Below are 25,242 nucleotides of genomic sequence, written 5' to 3' on the forward strand. Positions count from 1 at the left end.
CCCGTCCCCGGCTCAACGGGCGAAGGCGTCCTGGGGCGGTGCCGGGGAGTCCCGGGCTTCGGCGTCGCGCACCGGGACGGCTCCGGCGACGAAGCGGTCGAGCTCGGCTCCGGCCAGCAACCGGGCCATGTCGGGGTCGCGGTGGGCGCGCCTGGTGAGCTCGTCGATGGGCAACGGCCGGTCCGACGCCACCAGCACGAGGTTGCCGAACCGCCGGCCGCGGAGCACCGCGGGCTCGGCGATCAGCGCCACGTGACCGAACACGGCGGCGGCGGTGGCGACCTGGGCCCGGGTGTGGTGGAGCCGGCCGCCGTCGCCGATGTTCACGGTGTGCACGCCGCCGGGCCGCAGCACCCGCGCGGCCTCGGCGGCGAACTCCACCGAGGTCAGGTGGGCGGGGGTACGGGCGCCGGAGAACACGTCGGTGACCACGAGGTCGGCGGAGCCGTCGTGGCGCGCGCCCAGCCAGGCGCGCGCGTCACCGGTGCCCACCCGGATCCCGGCGCGTCGGTCCCACGGCAGCTCGCGGCGGACGAGGTCGACGAGCCCGGCGTCGATGTCCACGGCGCGCTGCCGGGAACCGGGCCGGGTCGCGGCGACGTAGCGCGCCAGGGTCAGCGCGCCCGCGCCGAGGTGGTAGGCGTCGATGGGGGCGCGTTCGGGGGCGAGCAGGTCCACGACGTGGCCGAACCGGCGCACGTACTCGAAGTCCAGGTACGTCGGGTCGGTGAGGTCCACGTGGGACTGGGGGGTGCCGTCCACCACGAGGACCCAGGCCCCCTCGCGGTCGGCGTCGCGAAGCAGCTCCATCACCGGTCGCCCGTTGCCGTCTTCGGCCTGTTCCCTGCCGCCCATGCTCCCCGTCCGTTCCTCGCTCGTGCCGTGCCGCTGCTTCGGCACGTCTCCACGGTAGGGCCGGTGGCGGGCGGGGCGTCCATGGCGGGGGAGGGGCGGGCGTCGACGGCCCGTTCCCGTCCGTGGGGGCGGGCCGTCCTGGCCGGCTCGGCCCCTCACCACGGGGCCGCGGCCCGGCTGCGAGTACCCCGCCCTCCCGCTAGCCTGGGAGTCTGCTTTTGACTGTGGCGGCGGCTCCCGGGGCCGCCGGATGAGACGAGGAGTGGCCGTGCTGCTGCGGATGTCGACCCTGTTCCTGCGCACCCTGCGCGAGGACCCGGCGGACGCCGAGGTGCCCAGCCACAAACTGCTCGTCCGCGGTGGCTATGTCCGCCGTGCCGCGCCCGGCGTGTACTCCTGGCTGCCGCTCGGCAAGATCGTGCTGGAGAACGTGGCCGGCGTGGTGCGCGAGGAGATGAACCGTATCGGGGGACAGGAGGTCCTGCTCCCCGCGCTGCTGCCCCGCGAGTACTACGAGGCCACCAACCGCTGGGTCGAGTACGGCGACAACCTGTTCCGTCTGGTCGACCGCAAGGGCGCCGACTACCTGCTCGGGCCGACCCACGAGGAGCTGTTCACGCTCCTGGTGAAGGGCGAGTACTCCTCCTACAAGGACTTCCCGGTCATCCTCTACCAGATCCAGGAGAAGTTCCGGGACGAGGCGCGTCCCCGGGCCGGGATCCTGCGCGGCCGGGAGTTCCACATGAAGGACTCCTACTCCTTCGACATCGACGATGAGGGGCTGCGCCGCTCCTACGAGCTGCACCGCGAGGCCTACATCCGGATCTTCGACCGGCTGGGCCTGCGCTACGCCATCGTGTCGGCCACCTCGGGGGCCATGGGCGGCTCGGCGTCGGAGGAGTTCCTGGCCGAGACCCCCACCGGCGAGGACACCTTCGTCCGCAGCACCGGCTCGGACTACGCGGCCAACGTCGAGGCCGTGCGCACCCCCGTCCCCGCCAGCCTGCCGATCGAGGGCCAGCCCGAGGCGCGGGTGCACCACACGCCGAACACCCCCACCATCGAGTCGCTGGTGGACTTCCTCAACGGGGCCGGCCTGGGCCGGACCTTCACCGCGGCCGACACCCTCAAGAACGTGCTGGTCAAGATCCGCCGTCCCGGCGAGACCGAGTGGGAGATCCTCGGCATTGGCCTGCCCGGCGACCGCGAGGTGGACACCAAGCGCTTGGAGGCCGCGGTCGAGCCGGCCGAGGTCGCGCTCCTCGACGAGGCCGACTTCGCGGCCAACCCCTTCCTGGTCAAGGGCTACATCGGCCCGCGCGCGCTCCTCGACAACAAGGTGCGCTACCTCGTCGACCCCCGGGTCGTTCCGGGCACGCGCTGGGTCACCGGTGCCGACCGTCCCGACCACCACGTCGTCGACCTGGTGTGCGGCCGCGACTTCACCCCCGATGGCACGATCGAGGCCGCCGAGGTGCGCGAGGGCGACCCCTCCCCCGACGGCGAGGGCACGCTCTACGCCGCGCGTGGCATCGAGATCGGCCACATCTTCCAGCTCGGCCGCAAGTACGCCGACGCCTTCGAGGTCGACGCGCTCGGCCCCGACGGCAAGCCGAAGCGGATCACCATGGGCTCCTACGGCATCGGGGTCTCGCGCGTGGTCGCGGCGATCGTCGAGCAGTCCCACGACGACAAGGGCATCCTGTGGCCCCGCGAGGTGGCGCCGGCCGACGTGCACGTCGTCGGCACCGGCAAGGGCGAGCAGATCGAGGTCGCCCTGCGCCTGGCCGGGGAGCTGGAGGCCAGGGGCGTCCGGGTCATCGTCGACGACCGCAAGGGGGTGTCCCCCGGGGTGAAGTTCACCGACGCCGAACTGCTGGGCGTTCCCACCGCGGTCATCGTCGGCAAGGGGCTGGCCTCCGGTGTGGTGGAGCTGCGCGACCGCGCCACCGGCGAACGCGAGGAGGTGCCGGTCGACACCGTGGTCGACCGGGTCGCGGCCATCGTCGCCGAGGGGTAGCCGACGCCGAGCGGACACGACGGCCGCCGCGGGCTTCCCGCGGCGGCCGTCGGCGTCGGGTCAGGCTCCGGGCGCTCCGCCGGGAAAGCCGGGGAAGGCCGCGAGCTGGGCGCCCCAGACCAGCGAGCGCACGGTGGCGGACTGCAGGGAGCGGGCCGCCAGGTCGCGCAGCCGCTGGTCGGGGACCGCGCTCAGTTCGAGGTAGGCCTGCGCGGTCGTCTCCTCCAAGCGGACCGCGAAGGCGGTGAGCGCCCCCGTGTCGTCCTGTTCGGGGAGGGCGTAGGCGGATTCGGCGGCCACCGGTTCGGCGTCGCGTTCGACCAGTTCGGCGCGGAGCCGGTCGCGCAGGCCGCGGTGCGCGTCGAGGTCGACGTGGGCGCGTGCCCGCGTCTCCCTGGAGCGGGCTCCGATGAATCCATAACCGTGGATGGCGGCGTACTCGGCGCGCAGCGCGGCCTGCAACGCCGCGATCGCGGCGTCCTCCTCCGGGGTGGGCGAAGCGCTCATCGGACCTCCATCGCCAGCAGGTGGGCGTGACCGGCCTCGCACGCGCCGACGGAGCTTAAGAGCTGGGCCAGGCTGGAGTCGGCCAGCCCGGCGGCCTGGCGGGCGCGTGCCGCGGCCGCGGCCTCCTCGGCCACCCGCAGGACGGCGGGGTCCGTCGCCTCGTCCTCGCTGACGGGGGCTGAGGAGGCGGTGACCTCGTTCTCCTCGTTCTCCTCGGCGCTGCGCTGGGGAAGCCGTGAACGCAGCTCCGCCAAGTGCTCCTCGTGGTCGGCCAGGAGCCGCTCCAGCAGTCCGCCCGGCCCGGTCCCCGCGGAGATCGCGGCGCGGTAGCGCGCCACCATCGTCTCCTTCTCGGAGACGACCCGGCGCAGCAGGTACTCGTCGGGCGAGACCGAGCTGGGATACCAGCGGGCGCCTTGACAGCCTCCCAGCGTGATCGCGGCCAGTCCCGCGAGCGCGCCGGCGATGACCGTGCGGCGGCCGACCGATTCAGGGCGCAACCGTGCCTCCTCAGCGTGCGAGATGACGACGACAGGGACGCTATCCACGGCCTGGGACCACGGAGACGGGGTACGGGGAAAGGGGCCGCGACCCCCATCTTTCCACGGGGAGGCGGGTCCTCGGCGCGTCCGCGCGGACCACCGGACACGCTCGCCCGGGCGGCCCCACCGCCGTGAGGCGTCGCGACCGGGCCTGGGGATCGGTGGAGAGTGGATACCCTTGGGTGCAAACCGCCGTCGTGCCGGACGCGCGGACGAAACTATGTGCAGAGCTGGACCGCCCCGTCGCCGTGAGGAAGCGGGCGGAATTCGCCGAGGAGGACCGCTGATGGGCGCGCAGGATCGCCAGGACCGTCTCGTTCGGTTGCTGGAACCGGTCCTGGCAGAGGCCGGATTGGATCTGGAGGCGGTCGAGGTCACCCCGGCGGGCAGGCGGCGCCTGCTGCGCGTCGTGGTCGACTCCGATGACGGTGTCGACCTCGACTCCATCGGAGAGGTGAGCCAGGAGGTGGCCACCGCGCTCGACGCCTCCGACCTGATGGGCAAGGCGCCCTATGTGCTCGAAGTGTCCTCCCCCGGTGTGGACCGGCCCCTCACCGAACCTCGCCACTGGCGACGCGCGCGGGGACGCCTGGTGCACGCCCCCCTCGTGGGCGGCGGAGAGGTCCGTGGACGGGTGAAGCACACCGACGACTCCGGCGTCACCTTCGACGTCGAGGGCCGGGATCAGGTCCACGCCTACACTGAGCTGGGGCGCGGCAAGATCCAGGTGGAATTCCGTCGCGACACCGACGGCGACGCGGCGGACTAGAGGGGGAGCCCCGTGGATATCGATATGAGTGTCCTGCGCAGTCTGGAGCGCGAGAAGGACATCTCGGTGGACCTCGTCGTCAAGGCGATCGAGGACGCGCTGCTGATCGCCTACCACCGCCAAGAGGGGACCGAGACGAAGGCGCGCGTCGAGCTCGACCGTTCCACCGGACACGTCACCGTGTGGGCCACCGAGACCGACGAAGAGGGCGAGCCCGTCCGCGAGTACGACGCGACTCCGTCGGGGTTCGGGCGCATCGCCACCTCGACCGCCAAGCAGGTCATCCTGCAACGTCTGCGCGACGCCGAGGACGAGCTGACGCTCGGCGAGTTCGCCGGCCGTGAGTTCGAGGTCGTCTCGGGCATCATCCAGCAGGGCAAGGACCCGCGTAACGTCCTGGTCGACCTCGGTCGGATCGAGGCGATCCTGCCGCCCCAGGAGCAGGTTCCGGGCGAGTCCTACAACCACGGTGACCGCCTGCGCGCCTACGTCGTCCAGGTGCGCAAGGGGCACCGCGGTCCCTCGGTCACCCTGTCGCGCACCCACCCCAACCTGGTGCGCAAGCTGTTCCAGCTCGAGGTGCCCGAGATCGCCGACGGAACGGTCGAGATCGCGGCGATCGCCCGCGAGGCGGGCCACCGCACCAAGATGGCGGTGAAGTCCAACAAGCCCGGCGTCAACGCCAAGGGCGCCTGCATCGGCCCGTTGGGCAGCCGCGTGCGCAACGTCATGGCCGAGCTGCACGGCGAGAAGATCGACATCGTCGACTACTCCGACGATCCCGCGGTGTTCGTGGGCAACGCGCTGTCGCCGGCCCGGGTCGACCATGTCGAGATCCTCGATCCCGCGGCCCGGGTCGCCCGCGTCATCGTGCCCGACTACCAGCAGTCGCTCGCGATCGGCAAGGAGGGGCAGAACGCCCGTCTCGCCGCTCGTCTCACCGGTTGGCGGATCGACATCCGCTCCGACGCCGAGCTCGCCGAGCAGGAGCGCGCCGCCGACTCCGCCGAGCCGGCCGGTGACGAGTAGCGGCTCCGGGACCGCCCCGACCCCCGAACGGACGTGCGTGGGCTGCCGGACGCGCGCGTCCAAGGGAGAGCTGCTGAGGCTGGTGCTCGACGGCGATATGGTGCGCCCCGACCCCCGGGGAAACCGGCCGGGGAGGGGCGCCTACATCCACTTTGACCTGCGATGTTTGCAGGCGGCGGAACGGCGCCGGGCGTGGTCGAGGGCGTTTCGCGAGAGTCGCCGGGTCGATGCCTCGCCCGTCGCGGACCACCTCGCCGCGCTCGGGCGCGTTTGAGTCTGCGGCGGTTCCGGATACAGTTGGAATGATCTCGCCGTCGCCCTGGTTGTACGCTTCGGGCGGTCGGCGGGTCTTGCCATGTCGGCAAGTCCGGCGTAACTGTTCCATTGTTGTGTAGCGAAGAGTCGAAAGCGGGTCGAGATTGCGATGAGCGCTCGATGAGTACGCAGCGATGAGTACGTCCAGCTAGCCACGGTCCGGCACAAGCCCATGTCCCGGACCGAAGTAGAGGAGAGTAGTGGCGAAGGTCCGGGTATATGAGCTCGCTAAGGAGTTCGGTGTAGAGAGCAAGGTCGTTCTGGCCAAGCTCAACGAGATGGGCGAGTTCGTCCGTTCGGCGTCATCGACGATAGAGGCGCCCGTCGTCCGTCGGCTCAAGGAAGCCTTCAACGGTCCCGCGGAGAAGAAGGGCGGCGACCGCCGTCCGCGTCCCTCGGAACCCCGCCCGCGCCCGCGGGCCGAATCCCAGTCCTCCTCCCCGGCGCCGTCCGGGGAGTCCAATGGCGCTGCCCCGCGTCCGGGCCCGCGCCCCGGCCCCAAGCCGGCCGCGCGCTCGGGCCCGTCCATGGGCGGCGCGCCCAAGCCCGGCCCTAAGCCGGGTCCGCGTCCGGGGGCCGGTGCCCCCGCTCCCAAGCCGGGCCCGCAGGGCCAGTCCGGCCCGAAGCCCGGCGGCAACCGCCCCGAGCGCGGCGAGCGTGGCGAGCGTCCGGAGCGCGCCGAGCGTTCCGGTCGTCCCGAGTCCGGCAAGGGCCCGCGTCCGGGTCCGCGCCCGGCGGGTCCGCGTCCGGGGAACAACCCCTTCGCGTCGACCGCCACGGGCATGGGCGCGCCCAAGCCCGCCCCCCGTCCGGGACCGCGTCCCGGGCCCCAGGGCGGCCAGGGCGCCCCGCGTCCTGGTGGCGGCTCCGACCGCGCCCCGCGTCCGGGGGGAGCTCCGGGTGCCGGCGGTCCGCCGCGCCCCCAGGCTCCGCGTCCGCAGGCGCCGCGCCCCGGTGCTCCCGGTGCGGGCGGTCCGCGCCCCAGCCCGGCCAGCATGGGACCGCGGCCCGGTGGCCCGCGTCCCAGCCCCATGAACATGCCCTCGTCGCGTCCGACCCCGCCCGGTGGTGCCGGCGGCGGTCGTGGCGGAGCCGGCGGGCGTAGCGGCGGCCGTCCCGGTGGCGGTCGCGGCGGCCCCGTGGGCGCCGGTCCGCGTACGGGTGGCGGTGGCGGTGGCGCCGGTGGCGGCGGCCCGCGTCCGGGTGGCTTCGGCGGCCGTCCCGGTGGCGGCGGTCGCGGTCGCGGTGGCGGCACGGCCGGTGCGTTCGGTCGGCCCGGTGGCCGTCCGGGGCGTGCCCGCAAGTCCAAGAAGCAGCGGCGTCAAGAGTTCAACGACATGCAGGCGCCGTCCTTCGGCGGCGTCAAGATCCCGAGCGGCAACGGTCAGACGATCCGGCTGTCGCGCGGTGCGTCGCTGTCGGACTTCGGTGACAAGATCGACGTCAACCCGGCGTCGCTGGTCCAGGTCATGATGCACCTGGGCGAGATGGTCACCGCCACGCAGTCGCTGCCCGACGAGACCCTGCAGCTGCTGGGCGAGGAGCTCAAGTACAACGTCGAGGTCGTCAGCCCCGAGGACGAGGACCGCGAGCTGCTCGAGTCGTTCTCCATCGAGTTCGGTGAGAACGAGGGCGGCGAGGAGAGCCTGCGGCCGCGTCCGCCGGTGGTCACCGTCATGGGTCACGTCGACCACGGTAAGACCCGCCTGCTCGACGCCATCCGCAACACCAACGTGGTCAGCGGCGAGGCCGGCGGCATCACCCAGCACATCGGTGCCTATCAGGTGGCCACCGAGGTCGACGGTGAAGAGCGCAAGATCACCTTCATCGACACCCCGGGTCACGAGGCGTTCACCGCCATGCGTGCCCGTGGTGCGCAGGCGACCGACATCGCGGTCCTCGTGGTCGCGGCCGACGACGGCGTGAAGCCGCAGACGGCCGAGGCCATCGACCACGCGAAGGCGGCCGACGTGCCGATCGTGGTCGCGGTCAACAAGATCGACGTCGAGGGCGCCGACCCGCAGAAGGTGCGGGCCCAGCTCACCGAGTACGGTCTGGTGGCCGAGGAGTACGGCGGCGACGTTCAGTTCGTCGACATCTCCGCCAAGCAGGGGACCAACATCGACGGTCTGCTCGAGGCGGTCGTGCTGACCTCGGACGCGGCGCTGGACCTGCGGGCCAACCCTTACCAGGACGCCCAGGGCCTGGCCATCGAGGCGTTCCTCGACCGCGGCCGCGGTTCCACGGCGACGGTGCTGGTCCAGCGCGGCACGCTGCGCGTGGGCGACTCCATCGTCTGTGGCGACGCCTACGGGCGTGTCCGGGCGATGCTGGACGAGAACGGCGAGAACGTCGAGGAAGCCGAGCCGTCGCGGCCGGTCCAGGTGCTGGGTCTGACCAACGTTCCCAGCGCCGGCGACAGCTTCCTGGTCGTCAAGGACGACCGGGTCGCCCGTCAGATCGCCCAGCAGCGTGAGGCGCGCGAGCGCTTCGCCCAGCAGGCGCGGGCCAGCCGCCGGGTCACCATGCAGAACTGGCAGGACGCGCTCAAGGAGGGCGAGCGCAGCGAGCTCTCGCTGCTCCTCAAGGGCGACATGTCCGGTTCGGTGGAGGCGCTGGAGGAGTCGCTGCTCAAGATCGACGCCGGAGGCGACGAGGTCGGCATCCGTATCGTCGGCCGTGGTGTCGGTGCGATCACGCAGAACGACATCAACCTGGCCGCGACCTCGGACGCGATCATCATCGGCTTCAACGTTCGGCCCGAGGGCAAGAACAGCGAGCTCGCCGACCGCATGGGCGTCGAGATCCGCTACTACTCGGTCATCTACCAGGCGATCGAGGAGGTCGAAGCCGCGGTCAAGGGCCTGCTCAAGCCCATCTACGAGGAGGTCCAGCTCGGCTCCGCGGAGATCCGCGAGGTCTTCAAGGTGCCGCGGATCGGCAACATCGCCGGTTCGATCGTGCGCGACGGCATCATCCGCCGCAACGCCAAGGCCCGCCTCATCCGCGACGGGGTCGTCATCTCCGACAACCTCACCGTCGAGTCGCTGCGCCGCTTCAAGGACGACGCGACCGAGGTCCGCGAGGGCTACGAGTGTGGTATCGGTGTCGGCTACAACGACATCCGCATCGGGGACGTCATCGAGACGTTCGAGATGCAGGAGAAGCCGCGCGACTGATACGCGCCCTTGGTCCGGGGCCCGGCACTCGCCGGGCCCCGGTCCGCGTTTCTTTCCGGCCCCGCGGGGTCGGTCCGACAAATCGAGAAAACCCGGGGTGAACCGCTTGTACGTCGGTGCGCTGAGCCTGGACATCCTGCTGGGCGATGTCCGTTCCCTGAAGCAGAAACGCTCGGTGGTGCGGCCGATCGTGGCCGAGCTCCAGCGCAAGTTCGCGGTCTCCGTCGCCGAGACCGGCAACCAGGACCTGCACCGTCGTACCCAGATCGGCGTCGCGGTCGTGTCCTCCACGGCGGCGCACTGCGTCGAGGTGATGGACTCGTGCGAACGTCTGGTCGCGGGACACCCTGAGATCGAGCTGCTCTCCGCCCGGCAGCGGCTCTTCAATCACGAGGAAGAATAGACACCATGGTTGACGCCGCACGCGCGCGTAAGCTCGCCGACCGGATCCAGCGGATCGTGGCGGAGATGCTGGAGCGGCGCATCAAGGACCCGCGTCTGGGGTTCGTGACCGTCACCGACGCGCGTCTCACCAACGACCTGCGCGAGGCGACGGTCTACTACACGGTGTTCGGCACCGACGAGGAGAAGGCCGGTACCGCCGCGGCGCTGGAGAGCGCCAAGGGAGTGATCCGCTCCGAGGTGGGGCGCCAGACCGGACTGCGCCACACACCGAGCCTCGCCTTCGAGCGGGACGAGGTCCAGCAGAACGCCTACCACATCGAGGAGCTGCTGGCCAAGGCCCGCCAGGCCGACGCCGAGGTGGCCCGTTCCGCGGCGACCGCCCAGCCCGCCGGCGAGGCCGACCCCTACCGGGTGCCCCGCGAACGCGACGACGAGGACGACGAATAGGCCGGCACGGGCCGAGGACGAGGAAGCGGTCTCACCACCATGACCACCAACGGCGTCGTCATCGTCGACAAGCCGGCCGGTTGGACGTCGCATGACGTTGTCGCGCGCGTCCGGCGGCTCGCCAGGACACGCAGGGTCGGCCACGCCGGCACGCTCGACCCCATGGCCACCGGGGTGCTCGTGCTCGGCATCGACAAGGGCACCAAACTGCTGGGGCACCTGGCGTTGACGGAGAAGGTCTACGAGGCGACCCTCCGGCTGGGCGAGTCCACCACCACCGACGACGCCGAGGGGGAGCCGGTCGCCCGTGCCTCCACCGAGGGGGTGGAGGAGGCGGCGATCCGGGCCGGGGCCGCCGCGCTGACCGGCACCATCCAGCAGGTCCCTCCCCAGGTCAGCGCCATCAAGGTGAACGGCCAGCGCGCCTACAAGAAGGCGCGCGCGGGCGAGTCGGTGGAGCTGAGGGCACGCCCGGTCACGGTGTCGGAGTTCGCGATCGGCGAGGTCCGGCGTGTGGACGGGTACGTCGACGTGGACGCGCGGGTGACCTGCTCCAGCGGCACCTACATCCGCGCGCTGGCCCGCGACCTCGGCGTGGCGCTGGGAGTCGGGGGACACCTGACCGCGCTGCGCCGCACCAGGGTGGGGCCCTACGACCTCGCCCTGGCGCGCACCCTGGAACAGCTTGAGACGGAGTTCAGCGCGATCCCGTTGGCCGACGCGGTGGCCGCGGCCTTCCCCGTCAGGGTCCTCGACCACGATGAGGTGCGCAGGATCAGCCACGGGAACCGGATCGCCCCGGGCAACCTGGGGCCGGGACCGATCGGGCTGTTCGCCCCGGACGGCAGCGTGCTGGCGCTCGCCGAGGAACGTCCCGGCTACAGCAAGCCGATCGTGGTGTTCTCCGCGGCCTGACCGGCCGCGCTGACCGGACGTCCCGACGGACCGCGAGGTCCCGGCGGGCGAGGAGGAGTCCCGCGACGCGGGGTTGAGGGGAGCTGTGTGACGTGCGGTGCTGGCGCGGTGTGGAGGAGATTCCCCGCGACTGGGGGCGCTCCGTCGTGGCCATCGGCGTCTTCGACGGGGTCCACCGCGGGCACCAGGAGGTGCTGGCCCGGGCCGCGGAGCTGGCGCGCAAGCGGGACCTGCCGTTGGTCGTCGTGACCTTCGACGCCGCCGGCTGCGCAGGGGCCGCGCGTCCCGCCGTCCTGACCGGTCCGCGGCACAAGACCGAACTGCTGGAGCGGTTCGGTGCCTCCGCCGTCTGCGTGCCGCCGTCGGTCCCCGAGCCGGACGACCTGTCCGACGAGGGGGACGCCTCGCGGTTCGTCGCTCGGCTGGGCGCCGACACCGTCGTGACCGGGCCGGGTGTGGGCGAATGGGCGCGGGGCGGTGTTGAGGCCCTGCGAGCGCTGGGGGATCGGCGCGGTTTCGCGGTCGAGGAGGTTCCCGTCCTCACCGACGAGGGCGCCCCCGTCACCTCGGAGCGTGTTCGCGGGGCCGTCGCCGAGGGGGCGGTCGAGGAGGCGCGGCGGCTGCTGGGCCGTCCGCACCGCGTCGAGGGGATCGTGGTCCACGGCGCGGCCCGCGGCCGTGAACTGCTGGGCTTCCCCACCGCCAACCTCGACTCCCCGGTGGGAAGCGCCGTCCCGGCCGACGGGGTCTACGCTGGACGGTTGCTGCGGCTGTCCCCCGCTTCGGGGCAGGAGGCGGGCTGGCCGGCCGCCGTCTCGGTGGGCACCAACCCGACGTTCGAGGGCGGGGAACGCACCGTCGAGGCCTACGCGCTGGACCGCGACGACCTCGACCTCTACGGCGAGGAGATGGCGGTCGAGTTCACCCACCGGATCCGCCCCACCCTGCGTTTCGACGGGATCGACGAGCTCATCGCGGCGATGGAGCGCGACGTGGAGCGCACGCGGGAGCTCCTGGCGGGGGAGTGACGCCGATGGTTCGGGGCACCCGTGCCGGGGTGTAACCTGGTCCGAGCGCCGGTGCGTGCACCGGCTCGTGCCCGCGCCCGATGCCAGGCGGCCTCACGGCCCCGCGGGGCGCGTTCGATCCTGAAATTCCGGTGACTGTGGGTTCGCGTGGTCACCGGTCCCGCGCCCGCCGCGGGTGCATGCCCAAACCAGCGGACCAGAACCTTGAGAAGGAGCGTCGTGTCGATCGACACCGCCAAGAAGAACGAGATCATCGCCGAGTACGCCACCAAGGACGGCGACACCGGCTCCCCTGAGGTCCAGGTCGCGCTGCTGACGCACCGGATCACCGAGCTGACCGAGCACCTGAAGACGCACAAGCACGACCACCACAGCCGCCGCGGTCTGCTGCTGATGGTCGGTCGCCGTCGTCGCCTCCTCAAGTACATCGCGAAGAAGGACATCACGCGCTACCGTCAGCTCATCGAGCGCCTCGGTCTGCGCCGCTAGGCGAGCCTTCAGAGAGGGAGTGGCCCCGGCCGCTCCCTTTCTTAGTAGTGTGGTGTTACCACTGGGCAGTGCTGGGTACATCGCTGGCTGCACTGTTCGAACAACTGAATCACCGGTCTTCCCGCGCCCCGACCCTCGGCTGCCGCGTCGAGGCCGGTCCTCGGTAGTGGTCCTCGGCCCGTCATGGGCGTGCCGGGGGCTTCGATCGATGGCCGGCCGTCGCTGACCATCGGATGTCTCGCAGGCGGCGCCTGCCAGGCCGAACAGGTTGAGGACGACTCGACGACGTATGACTCTCCGGGGCACGGACGCGGGATCTTGAGCAATACCCGAATCACCGTGTAGGAGGACGCCCATGGAGGGCGCGTATTCCGCCGAAGCCGTTATCGACAACGGCCGCTTCGGCACCCGTACCATCCGCTTCGAGACGGGCCGGCTGGCCCGTCAGGCCGCCGGCTCCGCCGTGGCCTATCTCGACGAGGAGACCGTGGTCCTGTCGGCCACGACCGCCTCGAAGCGGCCCAAGGAGAACCTCGACTTCTTCCCGTTGACGGTCGACGTCGAGGAGCGCATGTACGCCGCCGGGCGTATCCCCGGATCGTTCTTCCGGCGCGAGGGGCGGCCCTCGGAGGACGCCATCCTCACCTGCCGTCTCATCGACCGTCCGCTGCGTCCCTCCTTCAAGCAGGGGCTGCGCAACGAGATCCAGATCGTCGAGACCGTCCTGGCGCTGCACCCCGAGCACCTCTACGACGTGATCGCCATCAACGCCGCGTCGATGTCGACCCAGCTCGCCGGCCTGCCCTTCTCGGGCCCGATCGGCGGCGTGCGCGTGGCCCTGATCGACGGCCAGTGGGTGGCCTTCCCGACCCACGAGGAGCTGGGCGGCGCGACGTTCGACATGGTGGTCGCCGGCCGTGTGCTGGAGGACGGCGACGTCGCGATCATGATGGTCGAGGCCGAGTCCACGACCAGCACGCTCAAGCTGGTCGCCGAGGGCGCGGTCGGCCCCAACGAGCAGACCGTCGCCGAGGGGCTCGAAGCGGCCAAGCCGTTCATCAAGGTCCTGTGCCGGGCCCAGCAGGCGCTGGCCGAGCAGACCGCCAAGGAGACCGCCGAGTTCCCGATCTTCCTCGACTACGAGGACGACGCCTACGCCGCGGTCGCCAACGCCGTCAGCGACGAGCTGGCGCAGGCGCTCACCATCGCCGACAAGCAGGACCGCGAGGCCGAGCTCGACCGGGTCAAGGCGCTGGCCGCCGAGAAGCTGGCCGAGGACTTCGAGGGCCGCGAGAAGGAGATCGGCGCGGCGTTCAAGGCCCTGACCAAGAAGCTGGTGCGCGAGCGGATCATCCGCGACAAGAAGCGCATCGACGGTCGCGGGGTCAAGGACATCCGCCAGCTCACCGCCGAGGTCGGCGTGCTGCCGCGGGTCCACGGCTCGGCGCTGTTCGAGCGGGGCGAGACCCAGATCCTGGGCGTCACCACGCTGAACATGCTGCGCATGGAGCAGATGGTCGACACGCTCAACCCCGAGCGGACCAAGCGCTACATGCACAACTACAACTTCCCGCCCTACTCCACCGGCGAGACCGGGCGGGTCGGCTCCCCCAAGCGCCGCGAGATCGGGCACGGCGCGCTCGCCGAGCGGGCGCTCCTGCCGGTCCTGCCCTCGCGCGAGGAGTTCCCCTACGCGATCCGCCAGGTCTCGGAGGCCCTCGGCTCCAACGGGTCGACCTCCATGGGCTCGGTCTGCGCCTCGACGATGTCGCTGATGTCGGCGGGCGTGCCGCTCAAGGAGATGGTCGCTGGTATCGCCATGGGACTCATCAGCGAGGGCGGCGAGTACGTCACGCTGACCGACATCCTCGGTGCCGAGGACGCCTACGGCGACATGGACTTCAAGGTCGCCGGTACCCGTGACCTGATCACCGCGCTCCAGCTCGACACCAAGCTCGACGGCATCCCGGCCGAGGTGCTGGCCGCCGCGCTCCAGCAGGCGCGTGGCGCCCGCCTGGCCATCCTCGACGTCATGCAGGAGGCCATCGAGCGTCCGGCCGAGATGAGCCCGAACGCGCCGCGCATCCTCACCGTCAAGGTGCCCGTCGACAAGATCGGCGAGGTCATCGGCCCCAAGGGCAAGATGATCAACTCGATCCAGGACGAGACCGGCGCCGAGATCACCATCGAGGACGACGGCACCATCTACATCGGCGCCGTCGACGGCCCCTCCGCCGAGGCCGCGCGCGACACGATCAACAGCATCGCCAACCCGACCATGCCGGAGGTCGGCGACCGCTACCTGGGCACCGTCGTCAAGACGACCGCCTTCGGGGCGTTCGTGTCGCTGCTGCCGGGCAAGGACGGCCTGCTGCACATCTCGCAGATCCGTAAGCTGCACGGTGGCAAGCGGATCGAGAACATCGACGATGTGATCAGCATCGGCGAGAAGATCCAGGTCGAGATCCGCGAGATCGACGACCGTGGCAAGCTCTCGCTGGTCCCCGTCGAGGTCGTCGAGGCCGAGGCGGCCGCCGCGTCCACGGACGCCGCCGCCGAGGACAAGCCCGAGAAGGCCGACAGCGACGAGCCCGCGGCCGAGCGTCAGCCCACGGAGCGGCGTCGACGCCGCACCCGTGGCAGCGGCCGTGGTGAGAACACCTGATCATCGCCGTGTAGGGCGGGTGGGCGCACCTTCGGGTGCGCCCTTTCCCGTTTTCCCGGGGTCTGCCCGGTCCCATCCCTCCGAGACGAAGAAGGAAGCATGAACCCTGTCCCCATCGCCGCCGAGCAGGAACCCGGTAGCACGGTCACGCTGCTGGAGGGCCGGGACGGCACGGGCGCGGTCCGTCGGACGGTCCTGCCGGGCGGATTGCGCGTGGTCACCGAGGCCATGCCGGGCGTGCGCTCGGCGGCCTTCGGTGTCTGGGTGGGCGTGGGCTCGCGGGACGAGGACACCGCGCACGCCGGCTCGACGCACTTCCTGGAGCACCTGCTGTTCAAGGGCACGCGCAAGCGTGACGCCTTGGGGATCTCCTCGTTGATGGACGCGGTCGGCGCCGACCACAACGCCTTCACCACCAAGGAGTGCACCTGCTACTACGCCAAGGTGCTCGACTCCGACCTCCCCTTGGCCATCGACGTCATCAGCGACATGGTGATCGGGTCGGTGCTGGACCCCAAGGAGGTCGAGGCTGAACGCGACGTGATCCTGGAGGAGATCGCGATGGTCGACGATGAGCCGGGTGAGCTCGTCGAGGACCTGTTCGCGGCCCAGTTGTTCGGTGCCGCTCCACTGGGGCGGCCCATCCTGGGCACGGTCGAGACGATCACGGCGCTGTCCCGTGACCGCATCGTCGAGCACTACCGCGACCGCTACCGCCCCCACGAGCTGATCGTGGCCGCGGCCGGCAACCTCGACCACGACACGGTCGTCGCGCTGGTACGTGAGGCGTTCGCGCCGGTGCTGGCGGAGGCGGAGGACGTCCGCCCGGTGGGCCCCCGGCTGAGCGGTCCGGGGGCGCCGGCCCACCCCGGGACCACGCTGTTGTCCCGTGACACCGAGCAGGCGCAGGTGATGCTGGGGGGAACCGCGCTGGCACGCACGGACCCGCGCCGCCACGCGCTCGGCGTCCTCAGTTCCGCCCTCGGGGGCGGCATGTCCTCGCGTCTCTTCCAGGAGGTTCGGGAGAAGCGGGGACTGGCCTACTCGGTCTACAGCTACACCTCGGGCTATGCCGACACCGGGACGTTCTCGGTCTCGGTGGGCTGCCTGCCGGGCAAGATCGACGAGGTGCTGGCGGTGTGCCGCGACGAGCTGGCCTCGGTGGCCGAGTCGGGTCTCGGCGATGAGGAGATCCAGCGGGCCAAGGGGCAGCTGCGGGGGTCGTTCGTGCTCGGCTACGAGGGGTCCTATTCCCGGATGAGCCGGATCGCGCGGCACGAGCTGGGGCATCCCCGCCTCCCGTCGATGGACGAGGAGCTCGCGGCGATCGCCGCGGTCACCCCCGATGAGGTCCGCGCCGTCGCCGCCGACGTGCTCACGCGCCCGCAGGCGCTCGCGATCATCGGTCCCTACGCCGAGGACCGCGAGTTCTAACCGTTTCGGCCGCGGCCGTATCCGGCCGGCCCGATCCGGTGGTCCCCGGCGGGGACGTTTCACCGTCCCCGCCGGGGTTGTCGTTCCACTCCCGGGTGAGTGAGGTTTTGCGCGGCCTGTCGTGCCCGTTGGGACGGGCACGACAGCGGCGATGAGCCGGTAAATACGTTCTCTCGTGTTTTTCCCGCCATCCTCTTCTTATCGCTATTTCTGCCTTTTTTCGTAAAATTCGCGTCGTGTCATACGGCGCGTAGTTCCAAGGCGTGATTCCTTTTTGTTGGCCACTACCTTCACTAACCTGGTGGTCCGGCATTCTGTGAGGTGACGTCATGGTTCTCCGTTCGGGTCCGACGGCAGGTCAGGGCGTGTCCCGGATCGCCGCGGACGGATCGGAATTCACGGTCGAGGGGGCCGCTCCGCTGGGGAGTCTCTCCTGGAGCGGTATCACCCGGATATCCGGTGACGCCTTCCACCGGCAGTATTCGATCGCCCCCGCCGGCCGGCACGAGGTCATCCCCCGCAAACTGCTGCCCGGTGCGCGTGAGGAGGTCCGTCATCATCGCGGCCACGACCTCCTGCTCTACAACGGCGAGGCGCAATCCTGCCTGGTGTGGGCTGGCCCCCACCATGACGCCGTCTCCTGGTTCGCCGGTCCGGCGCCGTCCGGCGACGCCCTGGAACGTGTCATCGGGGTGGTGGAGTTCGTCGACGCCCCCGGGGGCGCCTCGGTGCGGCCGGTGGCCGGCGACTCGTTCCGCCAATTCGGCACCGTCGCGATCGGACGTTGTGACGAGGCGGTGCTCATGGTCCGCAGCGCTCGTGACGCGCTCCCCGACCTTCCGGAATGGCAGGGGCTGACCCGAGACGACGTGGAGATCTGGCGGATGCCGGTCGACGACGGGGCCGGCGACTCCGCGCCACGCGAGGACTCCCCGTTCGGCTGGCGCTACATGATCGCCGGGGAGAGCGCCCTCCTGGAGGTCATCTTCGTCGGTCCCTCGGGGGACGTCCCCAAGATGGCCGAATCCGATGTCGGTTCCGTCCTGGAGAACATCCAGGCGCGTTGGACGTGACCCGTGATCGCCGAACAAGGGGGAGCGCGTGACACTCTCGTTTCCGGCGGCGCTGGCCGCCGCGGCCATGCTCGTCGCCGTTTTCGCCGTTGCGGTGTCCACCGCCGTCTACATCCGGCTCCGTCAGCTCTCGGCGATCGTCTTCGCCGGTCAGCGCGCCCGGCCCCCTCGCTACCCGGTCCGTCTGCGGCCGGGCCCCGGGGACGGGGCGGCGCTCGTCGCGCTTTTGGACGGCACCTGTCCGTTGTGCCGGGAGGTCTGGGAGGCGGTCGCGGCGGCCTGCGAGGAGGGACGTAGCGCCAACGTCCGGATCGTGTTCGTGTTCGCCGACGCCGAGGCCGCCGGGCGCTACCCGGACGCCTCCTTCGCCGAGACCATGGCCGGCGCCGACCTGTGGAGCGAGGTCTACGAGGGCTACACCCCGGTGCTCGCGCTGGTCGACCATGAGGGCGCGCTCCTGGACCGCCGCTACGTCCGGCCCGGTGCGCCGCCGCCCGAGACGGTCGCCACGCTGCTCACCCGCGCGCACCGGCTGTCCACCGCCCTGTCGAAGGAGTGACCAGCATGGACATCACCCGGATTCCCTCGGCGGTCGAGGCGCCGCCGGACGGCAGACCCAGCCCGCTGGTGCGGCGGGTCCGCGCCGCGGCCCCGGCTCGGCGCACGGTGTTCAAAGGCGTTCTGACCGGTCTGGTCCTGGCCGCGCTGGCGCCTTTGGACTGGGCCTACACCCGGGCGCGCGCCTGGGCCGCCGGCCCCACCAGCGAACATCCCGACTGTGACGGGTTCGCCGGGCCGATGGGGTACGAGGAGGACCCCAGCAACTGGTGGAGCGGGGCGGCGGTGTGCATGGGCGGCTGGCGGCGCGGCACCTATCCCTGCTCGGGGGGCTTCCACTTCGAGGGGAGCCGTTCCTCGCGCGGGGAGAACTACCAGGCCTACCGCGTCGGCACCAGCTGCGGCGGGCGCAACGCCTGGCGGTGGGTCACCGCGGGCAAGGAGTACCGCTGCTCCGACGCCCACACCGAGGTCACCTGGGAGGACGGCGACCGCTACGAGGACCTGACGATCGCGGTGTGCGAGCTGTGAGCGTGACGCCGGCGAGACGGCCGCGACCGTGGGCGCGGGCGTCGAGCGACCCCAGGACCCTGACCGCCGTGGGGTGCGTGATCGCGCTCGCGTTGACGCCGGCCGGTGCGGGAGGCGGAGCGGTCGGTGTCATGATCGCCGTCTCCTGCGCCTCCTGGGCCGCCGGCTTCTCCGGTTCCGGTTCCACTTGAAGCCACAACTCGGCGTTTCTGCTGAGCGCGCCGGTCTGGCGCGGTGGACGGAGCCTCGCGGCCTTCGGGGCCGGTCTCGTCGTGGGCGCGGGGCTGGTCGGGGCCGTGGCGGGGGTCGTCGGCGGGCTGGTGCAGGCACTGGCGCCGCCCGCGCCCCGGATGGTGCTGCTGGGCCTGCTGGCGCTGGCCGTCGCAGTGCGCGAACTGGGCATCGCGCGCTTCCCGATCCCCGAGAACCGGCGCCTGGTGCCCGAGGAGGTCCAGCATCGGGGCCCCCTGTGGGGAGCGGCGCAGTTCGGGTTCGAGATGGGCACGGGCGTGCGCACCTACTCCCCGACCGCGCTGCCGCACCTGATGTTGGCCGCGCTCGTCCTCGCGGTCCCGTTCGGCGCGGTCCCCGCGGCGGCGCTCGGATTCGCGGCCGGACGGTGGACGATGGCGGTCGCGGCACTCCGGTACGGGCCGGCGGGGGAGTGGACCGCGACCTGGGACGCCCACCGCAGGTGGCTGGTGCCGATGCTCACGGTCGCCACGCTGCTGTCGCTGTCCGTGGCCCTGACGCCGATCCGCTGGTGAGACCGCACGTCCGGTACGGTAACCCCGTGATCAAGGTAGGAGTGTTCGGCGCCCAGGGGCGCATGGGGTCAGAAGTGGTCAAGGCGGTCGAGGCGGCCGAGGACACCGAGCTGGTGGCCGGGGTCGGCGCGGCCGATGAGCGCGACAGGGTGCTCGGCGCCGATGTCGTCGTCGACTTCACCCATCCCGACGTCGTCATGGACAATCTGCGCTGGCTGATCTCCCATGGCATCCACGCCGTGGTGGGGACGAGCGGGTTCGACGAGGCCAGGGTCGCGCAGGTGAGGGAGCTGTTGGCCGAGGCGCCCGGTGTCAACGTGCTCATCGCCCCGAACTTCGGTGTCGCGGCGGTGCTGATGATGAGCTTCGCGGAGAAGGCGGCCCCCTACTTCGACTCGGTCGAGATCATCGAGCTGCACCACCCGAACAAGGCCGACGCTCCCAGCGGTACCGCCTACCGCACGGCCGAGCTCGTCGCCGCGGCGCGTGAGCGGGCCGGATCGGCCCCGATGCCCGACGCCACCACCTCCGAGCTGGACGGCGCTCGGGGGGCCGAGGTCGGCGGGGTGCGCGTACACGCCCTGCGCATCACCGGGATGATCGCCCACCAGGAGGTCGTCCTCGGTACGCACGGCGAGACGTTGACGATCCGGCACGACTCGATGAACCGGGAGTCGTTCATGCCGGGCGTGCTGCTGGGGGTGCGCCGTGTCGCCGACCTTCCCCAGCGGGTCACGGTCGGTCTGGAGCCGCTGCTCGGCCTGTCCTGAACCGGCATCCTCCCCACTCGACGCACGGCCCCGGCACCGCCGGGGCCGTTACTTTTGACGCTTAAAGCGAAAAATGTCCGAATATGCTATCTCTCCTCCGTCAGAGGTGGGATGAATTCGCGCCGACCTCTCGATATCCCGTCCGCGCGCCTGGCCACCTGACACCATCTTCTTGATCGGTACCGCTTTAACACAGGCGTAACCGGCCGAGCCGGCTCACGCCTTATAACAGCGGGTACCGCTGGGCGGCGTGCCCATCGCACGTCGCGGGGAGGATCTATGTTTCTGACTCCGTCGGACACGGAGAAGCTCTTGTTGAGCGTGGCCGGCATGGTCGCCCGCGATCGGCTCGAACGCGGCGTCCACCTCAACCATCCCGAAGCCATCGCGTTGCTGTCCTGCTGGGTCCTGGAGAGGGCCCGCGAGGGGGCCACCGTCGAACAGCTCATGGAGGAGGGTGTCCAGGTACTGCGCGCCGACCAGGTCATGGCCGGCGTGCCGGAGATGATCGACCACGTCCAGGTCGAGGCCACGTTCCCCGACGGGCGCAAGCTCGTCACCCTCAGCCACCCCATCCGCGCCGTGGCGGGAAGCGACCCGGGCGACCAGGAGGCGGAGACCGTCGTACCGGGCGCGATCCGGGTCCGCGACGGTTCCGTCGAACTCAACGCCGGCCGTGAGAAGCGTGTCGTCGTCGTGTTCAACGAGGGCGACCGGCCGGTACAGATCGGCTCCCACATCCACCTCGCCGACGTCAATCCGGCCGTCAGCTTCCTCGTCCCCAACGACGAGGGGGGCCAGGACCCCGTCTCGGTCGAGGGGTTCCGCCTGGACATCCCCGCGGGCACCTCGATCCGTTTCCAGCCGGGGGACGCCAAACGGCTGGGCATCGTGGCGCTGGGCGGGACCGGGGCCGTCCCGGGGATCCGGCCGGGCAAACCGGGACAGAGCGCGGGCAACGACGAGGCGGAGGACCAGGGTGAGTGAGATCGGGCGCGGCGAGTACGCCGCCCTCTACGGACCGTCCACCGGCGACCAGATCCGGCTCGGCGACACCGACCTGTGGATCGAGATCGAGCACGACCACTGCTTCGGCGGTGACGAGACCGTCTTCGGCGGGGGCAAGTCCATCCGCGAGTCGATGCTGCAGAGCACCCGGACCAACGAACAGGGGGCACTGGACCTCGTCATCACCAACGTGGTCGTCCTCGACCACTGGGGCATCGTCCGAGCCGACGTCGGCGTGCGCAACGGGCGCATCACCGCCATCGGCAAGGCCGGCAACCCCGACATCGCCGACGGCGTCCACCCCGACCTGGTGATCGGCCCCGGCACCGAGGTCCTCGCCGGCGAGGGGCGCATCCTCACCGCCGGCGCCATCGACACCCACGTCCACCTGCTCAACGCCGACATGCTCTACGAGGGGCTGGCCACCGGCACCACGACGGTCGTCGGCGGCGGCACCGGCCCCGCCGAGGGGAGCAAGGCCACCACGGTCACCCCCGGACCCTGGAACCTCGCGCTCGCGCACCGCGCGCTCGACGAGATCCCCGTCAACGCGCTGCTGCTGGGCAAGGGCAACACCGTCGGCGCCGCCGCGCTACGCGAACAGGCCCTGGCCGGCGCGGCCGGCTACAAGGTCCACGAGGACTGGGGCGCCACCCCGGCGGCCATCGACGCCGCCCTGCGCGCGGCCGAGGAGTTCGGCCTCCAGGTCGCCCTGCACGCCGACAGCCTCAACGAGGCCGGTTACGTGCAGGACACGATCGCCGCGATCGCCGGCCGGGGCATCCACGTCTTCCACTCCGAGGGCGCCGGCGGCGGACACGCACCCGACGTGATCGTGCTGGCCGGCGAACCCAACGTGATCCCCGGCTCGACCAACCCGACGCTGCCCTTCACGGTCAACACCGTCGCCGAGCACCACGACATGCTCATGGTCTGCCACCACCTCAACCCCGACGTCGAGGCCGACGTCCAGTTCGCCGACTCCCGCATCCGCGACACCACCATGGCGGCCGAGGACATCCTCCAGGACATGGGCGCCATGTCGGTCACCTCCTCCGACGCCCAGGCCATGGGCCGCATCGGCGAGGTGATCTGCCGTACCTGGCAGGTGGCGCACGTGATGAAGAACCGCCACGGGGTCGACTCGTCCCTGCCGGCCGACAACGAGCGCGCCCGGCGCTACGTCGCCAAGTACACGATCTGCCCGGCGGTCGCCCACGGCATCGACTCCGAGGTCGGGTCGGTCGAACCGGGCAAGCTCGCCGACCTGGTGCTGTGGGACCGCGCCTTCTTCGGCAGCCGCCCGGCCGCCGTGGTCAAGTCCGGAGCGGTGGTCTACGCCCCGCAGGGCGACCCCAACGCCACCATCCCCACGGCCCAGCCGATGCTGCTGCGCCGGGGGCTGGCCGCGGCCACCTCCTCGGCGGCCCACCTCGGGGTCAGCTTCGTCTCCCAGGCGGCCCTCGACGACAGCCTCGCCGAGCGGCTCGGGCTGCGTCGCCGTCTCGCCGCGGTCCGGCCCACCCGCGAGGTCACCAAGGCCGACCTGCCCAACAACACCGCGCTGCCCAGCATCGAGGTGGATCCGGAGACCTTCCGGGTCACCATCGACGGTTACACCGTCGACCCCCAGGGACGCGACCATCCGGTCGCCGAGCTGCCGCTCACCCAGCGCTACAGCCTGTTCTAGGACATGGGGAGAGGAGACGACGTGGGCGAGGGCACGGGGGAACTCGGAGCGCTGCTGCTGGCCGACGCGCGCCTGCCCACCGGGGGGCACGCCCATTCGGCGACCCTGGAGGCGGCCCTCGCCGCCGGGCTGCCCGGCGAACGGATCCCCGACTACCTGAGCGCCCGGTTGCGGACCGTGGCGCGCACCGAGGCCGCCGCGGCGGTGCTCGCCCTGCGCGCCGGCCTGGACGAACCGGTCGACTACACCACCGTCCAGGCCGCCCTCGCCGCGCGCACGCCCAGCCACGCCCTGCGTGAGGCGTCGGCCGCGCTCGGCCGCGGCCTGGCGCGGCTCGCCCGGCGGGTACGCGGCGACCACCCCGCCGTGGTCGGCCTGTCCACGGCGGCCCAGGCCGTCCCCGGCCTCCGGCCGATGCGCCCCGTCGTGATCGGCGCGCTCGGCGCCGCCTTGGGCATGACCGAGGCCCAGGCGGCGCGGGCGGTGCTCTACGACGACGTGCAGACCGTCACCGCCGCCGCGCTGAAGCTCCACCCCGGAGATCCGCTGACCACGGCCCAGTGGCTCCTCGACGCCGCTCCCGACATCGAGGCGAGCGTGCGCGCCGCCGTGGCCACCGAGGGCCCCGACGACCTTCCGGCTCGCTCGGCACCGCTGATCGACCAGTGGGCCGGCGAGCACACCTACGCGACAAGGAGACTCTTCGTTGCCTGAGACCGCATCCCCCGCCACCCGACAGACGCTGCGCCTTGGCGTGGCCGGCCCGGTGGGGACGGGAAAGAGCTCGCTCATCGCGACCCTGTGCCGCGAACTGGCCGGTGAGCTGGCCATGGCCGTCGTCACCAACGACATCTACACCGACGAGGACGCCCGCTTCCTGCGTTCGGCCGGGGTCCTCGACGCCGAGCGCATCCGGGCCGTCGAGACGGGGGCCTGCCCGCACACCGCCATCCGGGACGACATCACGGCCAACCTCGACGCCGTGGAGGACCTGGAGGAGGAGTTCGCCCCGCTGGACCTGGTGCTGGTGGAGAGCGGCGGGGACAACCTCACCGCCACCTTCAGCCCCGCGCTCATCGACGCCCAGATCTTCTGCCTGGACGTCGCCGGAGGTGGGGACGTCGCCCGCAAGGGAGGGCCGGGTATCGGCCGCGCCGACCTGCTCGTCGTCAACAAGTCCGACCTCGCCCCCCACGTGGGGGTCGACGTCGACCTGATGGTCGCCGACGCGGAGAAGGCCCGCGAGGGCCGTCCGGTGCTGGCGCTGTCCCGCCACGACGCTGCCTCGGTGGCGCGACTGTGCGCCTGGGTACGCGAGATCCTGGCCGCCCACCGCGGGGGTGACCACGTGCCGCAGGACCCGGGTCCGATGGCGCCGCACAGCCACGGCCCGGACGACCACGGGCACGGCCACGGGCACGCCCTCCACGCCCACTGATGGGAGCGCTGACAGCGCCGTGTCCGGAGGTCCTGGTGTCCCTCGGCGCCGAGCCCTCCGGAGGGGGGCTCGCGCCGTCCCGGCCCACGACGATCGAGGTGGCCCGGTTCGGCGGCCGGACGCTCCCGGTCGCGTTGGAGGCCGGGACCTTCCTCCTGCCCCGGGTCATGCGTCGTCCCGGGCCCGCGCTGCGCGTCGCGCTCGCGGCGATCCGCGCCTCGCTGTGCGCCGGCGACGACCTGCGGCTGCGCGTCCACGTCGGGCCCGGCGCGCACCTGGAACTGGTCGATCCCAACGGGACGGTCGCCTACAACGCGCGCGGCGGCCGGGCCGCCTGGAGGGCCGAGGTGACCCTGGCCGAGGGGGCGCGGATGTCCTGGAGGGAGCCGTCCTTCATCGTCTCCGACGGCGCGGACGTGCTGCGCGAGATCGACGTGCGCCTGGCGCCGGGGGCCGAGCTGCTGTGGCACGAGACGCTGGTACTCGGCCGGTCGGGGGAGCGCGGGGGCGCGCTGCGCTCCCTCACCCGTGTGCGGGGGGAGGGGGCCGACCTCCTCGTCGAGGAGCTCGACCTGCGTGACCCCCGACTGCGCGAACTGCCGGGGATGCTCGGCGGCGCGCGGGTCCTCGGCCAGGTCGGACTGTTCGGGCGCACCCCCGAGGGGCCCCATGGCCCCGGACGGATGGACCTGGCCGGTCCCGGGGCGATCACCCGTGCCCTCGCCCGGCAGACCTACCTGGTGGACGAGGCGCTCACGCCGGTCTGGCACGCCTGGGGCGGCCACGCCTGAGCCGGCCGCCCGGCGAC

General features: G+C 71.7%; 25 protein-coding genes. 22 read left to right on the forward strand and 3 right to left on the reverse strand.

The genetic code is table 11. The features are described 5' to 3' along the window. Positions 1-12: 12 nt before the first annotated feature. Positions 13-855, reverse strand: a complete 843-nt coding sequence (locus ACYVHU_RS00245) for a spermidine synthase (RefSeq protein WP_078760092.1) — start codon at positions 853-855, stop codon at positions 13-15. Positions 856-1,123: 268 nt separating this feature from the next. Between ACYVHU_RS00245 and ACYVHU_RS00250 the strand changes: the two genes are divergently transcribed. Then, positions 1,124-2,875: a proline--tRNA ligase gene (locus ACYVHU_RS00250; RefSeq protein ID WP_200813503.1), complete on the forward strand. Its 1,752-nt coding sequence runs from the start codon at positions 1,124-1,126 to the stop codon at positions 2,873-2,875. Between the two features lie 60 nt (positions 2,876-2,935). On the opposite strand, the gene ACYVHU_RS00255 is transcribed toward ACYVHU_RS00250, so the two are convergent. Both ACYVHU_RS00255 and ACYVHU_RS00260 read right to left on the reverse strand, forming a co-directional pair. After that, positions 2,936-3,382 carry a DUF4439 domain-containing protein gene (locus tag ACYVHU_RS00255; protein ID WP_078760093.1) on the reverse strand — a complete coding sequence of 149 codons (447 nt, stop codon included), beginning with the start codon at positions 3,380-3,382 and terminating at the stop codon, positions 2,936-2,938. Then, complete coding sequence (locus tag ACYVHU_RS00260; RefSeq protein ID WP_078760094.1) at positions 3,379-3,882, reverse strand: hypothetical protein; 504 nt, start codon at positions 3,880-3,882, stop codon at positions 3,379-3,381. The genes ACYVHU_RS00255 and ACYVHU_RS00260 overlap by 4 nt, the downstream gene beginning before the upstream one ends. A 328-nt stretch (positions 3,883-4,210) precedes the next feature. Here ACYVHU_RS00260 and rimP point away from each other — a divergent pair, with 328 nt between their 5' ends. The 21 genes from rimP (at position 4,211) to ACYVHU_RS00365 (ending at position 25,225) form a co-directional block, all read left to right on the forward strand. Beyond that, positions 4,211-4,693: a ribosome maturation factor RimP gene (gene rimP / locus ACYVHU_RS00265; RefSeq protein WP_078760095.1), complete on the forward strand. Its 483-nt coding sequence runs from the start codon at positions 4,211-4,213 to the stop codon at positions 4,691-4,693. 24 nt (positions 4,694-4,717) lie between these two features. Beyond that, complete coding sequence (gene nusA / locus ACYVHU_RS00270) at positions 4,718-5,722, forward strand: transcription termination factor NusA (protein ID WP_078760096.1); 1,005 nt, start codon at positions 4,718-4,720, stop codon at positions 5,720-5,722. 37 nt (positions 5,723-5,759) lie between these two features. Beyond that, on the forward strand, positions 5,760-5,996 hold the full coding sequence (locus ACYVHU_RS00275; protein ID WP_268805077.1) for a YlxR family protein: 237 nt from the start codon (positions 5,760-5,762) through the stop codon (positions 5,994-5,996). 241 nt (positions 5,997-6,237) lie between these two features. Continuing rightward, positions 6,238-9,216: a translation initiation factor IF-2 gene (gene infB, locus ACYVHU_RS00280; RefSeq protein WP_078760098.1), complete on the forward strand. Its 2,979-nt coding sequence runs from the start codon at positions 6,238-6,240 to the stop codon at positions 9,214-9,216. Positions 9,217-9,322: 106 nt separating this feature from the next. Then, a complete protein-coding gene (locus ACYVHU_RS00285; RefSeq protein ID WP_078760511.1) occupies positions 9,323-9,619 on the forward strand; it encodes a DUF503 domain-containing protein in 297 nt (98 codons plus the stop codon). Between the two features lie 5 nt (positions 9,620-9,624). Further along, positions 9,625-10,068 (forward strand): 30S ribosome-binding factor RbfA, encoded by a 444-nt coding sequence (gene rbfA, locus ACYVHU_RS00290; protein ID WP_078760099.1) that lies wholly within the window; start codon positions 9,625-9,627, stop codon positions 10,066-10,068. A 39-nt stretch (positions 10,069-10,107) separates the two neighbouring features. Continuing rightward, complete coding sequence (truB, locus tag ACYVHU_RS00295; RefSeq protein WP_078760100.1) at positions 10,108-10,983, forward strand: tRNA pseudouridine(55) synthase TruB; 876 nt, start codon at positions 10,108-10,110, stop codon at positions 10,981-10,983. A 92-nt stretch (positions 10,984-11,075) separates the two neighbouring features. Further along, entirely contained in the window at positions 11,076-12,011 is a 936-nt protein-coding gene (gene ribF / locus ACYVHU_RS00300; RefSeq protein ID WP_078760101.1) for a bifunctional riboflavin kinase/FMN adenylyltransferase, read from the forward strand. 219 nt (positions 12,012-12,230) lie between these two features. Beyond that, entirely contained in the window at positions 12,231-12,500 is a 270-nt protein-coding gene (gene rpsO / locus ACYVHU_RS00305; protein ID WP_078760102.1) for a 30S ribosomal protein S15, read from the forward strand. A 355-nt stretch (positions 12,501-12,855) separates the two neighbouring features. Further along, the gene (locus ACYVHU_RS00310; RefSeq protein WP_078760103.1) at positions 12,856-15,165 is read left to right on the forward strand and encodes a polyribonucleotide nucleotidyltransferase; all 2,310 of its coding nucleotides are present in this window, start codon (positions 12,856-12,858) and stop codon (positions 15,163-15,165) included. Between the two features lie 99 nt (positions 15,166-15,264). Then, complete coding sequence (locus tag ACYVHU_RS00315; RefSeq protein WP_078760104.1) at positions 15,265-16,599, forward strand: M16 family metallopeptidase; 1,335 nt, start codon at positions 15,265-15,267, stop codon at positions 16,597-16,599. A 329-nt stretch (positions 16,600-16,928) separates the two neighbouring features. Next, positions 16,929-17,672 (forward strand): hypothetical protein, encoded by a 744-nt coding sequence (locus ACYVHU_RS00320; RefSeq protein WP_144290688.1) that lies wholly within the window; start codon positions 16,929-16,931, stop codon positions 17,670-17,672. Between the two features lie 28 nt (positions 17,673-17,700). After that, entirely contained in the window at positions 17,701-18,231 is a 531-nt protein-coding gene (locus ACYVHU_RS00325; RefSeq protein ID WP_078760106.1) for a hypothetical protein, read from the forward strand. Positions 18,232-18,236: 5 nt separating this feature from the next. Continuing rightward, on the forward strand, positions 18,237-18,761 hold the full coding sequence (locus ACYVHU_RS00330; protein ID WP_078760107.1) for a hypothetical protein: 525 nt from the start codon (positions 18,237-18,239) through the stop codon (positions 18,759-18,761). A gap of 272 nt (positions 18,762-19,033) precedes the next feature. Then, positions 19,034-19,528: a hypothetical protein gene (locus tag ACYVHU_RS00335; protein ID WP_498947323.1), complete on the forward strand. Its 495-nt coding sequence runs from the start codon at positions 19,034-19,036 to the stop codon at positions 19,526-19,528. Positions 19,529-19,554: 26 nt separating this feature from the next. Then, positions 19,555-20,298 (forward strand): 4-hydroxy-tetrahydrodipicolinate reductase, encoded by a 744-nt coding sequence (gene dapB, locus ACYVHU_RS00340; protein WP_432936402.1) that lies wholly within the window; start codon positions 19,555-19,557, stop codon positions 20,296-20,298. Positions 20,299-20,577: 279 nt separating this feature from the next. Then, a complete protein-coding gene (locus ACYVHU_RS00345) occupies positions 20,578-21,285 on the forward strand; it encodes an urease subunit gamma (RefSeq protein ID WP_078760110.1) in 708 nt (235 codons plus the stop codon). Next, on the forward strand, positions 21,278-22,996 hold the full coding sequence (locus ACYVHU_RS00350) for an urease subunit alpha (RefSeq protein ID WP_432936398.1): 1,719 nt from the start codon (positions 21,278-21,280) through the stop codon (positions 22,994-22,996). Before ACYVHU_RS00345 ends, ACYVHU_RS00350 begins: the two co-directional genes overlap by 8 nt. 3 nt (positions 22,997-22,999) lie before the next feature. Beyond that, on the forward strand, positions 23,000-23,710 hold the full coding sequence (locus tag ACYVHU_RS00355; protein WP_078760112.1) for an urease accessory protein UreF: 711 nt from the start codon (positions 23,000-23,002) through the stop codon (positions 23,708-23,710). After that, positions 23,703-24,434, forward strand: coding sequence for an urease accessory protein UreG (gene ureG / locus ACYVHU_RS00360; RefSeq protein ID WP_078760113.1), 732 nt, complete (start codon positions 23,703-23,705; stop codon positions 24,432-24,434). The genes ACYVHU_RS00355 and ureG overlap by 8 nt, the downstream gene beginning before the upstream one ends. Next, positions 24,434-25,225: an urease accessory protein UreD gene (locus ACYVHU_RS00365; RefSeq protein ID WP_498947324.1), complete on the forward strand. Its 792-nt coding sequence runs from the start codon at positions 24,434-24,436 to the stop codon at positions 25,223-25,225. The genes ureG and ACYVHU_RS00365 overlap by 1 nt, the downstream gene beginning before the upstream one ends. Positions 25,226-25,242 lie beyond the last annotated feature (17 nt).

Source organism: Marinactinospora endophytica, from assembly GCF_054780875.1.